The sequence below is a fragment of the Burkholderia sp. E168m23 genome (genome assembly GCF_016586125.1).
GTDB classification, from domain to species: Bacteria; Pseudomonadota; Gammaproteobacteria; order Burkholderiales; family Burkholderiaceae; genus Burkholderia; species Burkholderia orbicola.
In genome coordinates this window covers 1-1,781 of the sequence record NZ_BCPP01001197.1, presented here as the reverse complement: position 1 = coordinate 1,781, position 1,781 = coordinate 1, and the positions used below count along the sequence as shown (strand labels likewise).

General features: G+C 69.1%; 2 protein-coding genes. Both read right to left on the bottom strand.

What is annotated here, in order from left to right:
- A partial coding sequence (locus tag JMF90_RS35630; protein WP_201326209.1) for an ABC transporter permease occupies positions 1–867 on the bottom strand: 867 nt, incomplete at its 3' end.
- Positions 868–930: 63 nt separating this feature from the next.
- Positions 931–1,781 (bottom strand): amidase family protein (locus tag JMF90_RS35625; protein ID WP_268906095.1); only part of this gene is annotated, 851 nt, incomplete at its 5' end.

Below are 1,781 nucleotides of genomic sequence, written 5' to 3'. Positions count from 1 at the left end.
GTTGTCGAAATGCTGATAGCGCGCCTGCTGGCTGATGTACCACGTGATGCCCGAGCTCGTGCCGACCAGCTCGGCGACGATCAGGTAAGTCCACGCCCAGCCGAGCAGGATGCGCTGATCGCGATACAGGTCCGGCAGCACGCCCGGAATCACGACGTGCGTGAGCAGCTTCAGCTTCTTCGTGCCGAGCGTCATCGCGGCCTCGAACAGCCCGTATTCGAGCTTGCGCGTGGTGTTCGCGATGATCAGCACCTGCTGGAACAGCGTACCGATCACGATGATCGCGATCTTCGGCGCGTCATAGATGCCGAGAATCGCGACCATCAGCGCGCCGAACGCCGGCGCCGGCAGGTAGCGGAAGAACTCCAGGAACGGCTCCTGCAGCCGCGCGAGCGCACTGAAGGTGCCGCAGACGATGCCGAGCGGCACGCCGATCGCGGACGAAATCACGAAGCCCCAGAAGATGATGCGGATGCTGTGCCACAGGCTTTCGTGCAGCCACACGCCATCGCGCGACGCGGGCGGTGTCGTGAACGCCGTGTAGAACGCGCGCAAGACCTGGTGCGGCGCCGGCAGGTAGACCGGATTCGCGCGCTCGCCCTCGGGCACCGCCGCGTGCGTCGCACGCGCATGCGCGAGCTCGTCGTCGAACACGTCGCGGTCGATCTGCATCCCGGTCTGGAAATAGTCGACGCTGCCCGGGTTCGTGATGCGCATCTGCGGATGCCAGACGAACGGCACATAACTGATCAGGCACCAGACGGCGAACGGCAGCAGGAAGGACGCCAGCGCGAGCGTCCATTTGCCGCGCGTCGTCAGCTCGCGGCGCACGGCGAGCCAGCCGGTCGTGTTGCGGGTCGTTGTCATCGGAATCTCCGTATCGTTTCAGGTGCCGGTCGCGCGATGCCGCGGCATCGCGCGACCGTGCGTTCATTGCAATGCGCCGCTGGCGGCCTGCGCGCGGTAAGCGCGCCAGCCGCCGAAGCGCGTGATGTCCTGCGCATCGTCGAGCGCCACGCTTTCGCACAGGAAGCCCTGCACGCGCGCACCGTCGGCGAGGGTCAGCGTGCCGATGCCGAGCGGCGCCGCGATACCGGCGACGAAGCTGCCGTACGCGTCGACCGGCATCTCCCAGACCTCGACCGCGATCGGCGCGCCATCGTTCGGCACACGCACGAGCCCCGGTTTGGCGACACCGCCGCTTGCTTCCGCGGACAGCGCGTAGAGGCGATAGGCCGGCGCGGTGGTGGTCGCGGTGACGAATCGCGCGCCGCGCTGCGTGAGCTGCCCGTTCAACGGTTCGCCGCGCAGATGCGCGCCGACGACGGCCACGCGCACGACCCCCGCGGCGGCGGCACGCGCCGACATCGCGGCCGCGGGCGGCCGAACGTCGTCGACGGCGGCGGCGCCATCGCCCCACGCCTGTGCGAGATCCAGCAGCCGCGCATCGTCGTGCGCACGCCCGACGAACGTGATCCCGAACGGCAAGCCCGCATGCGGCCCGGTCGAGCACGTGCCCGCCGGCACCGCGATCGCTGACAGGTCGAGCAGGTTCACGAAGTTCGTGTAGTAGCCGAAGCGCGAATTGATCGCGATCGGATCGGCTTCGAGCGCATCGACGGTCGCGGTCGTCGCCGAGGTCGGCATCACGATCGCGTCGAGGCCGTCCCACGCGCGGGCCGCGTCGACGCGCAGCGCCGCCAGCCGGTCGAAGGCGGCGAACGCGTCGGCGGCGCTGAAGCGCGACGCCCCCCCGACGATTTCGCGGATCACCGGATGCA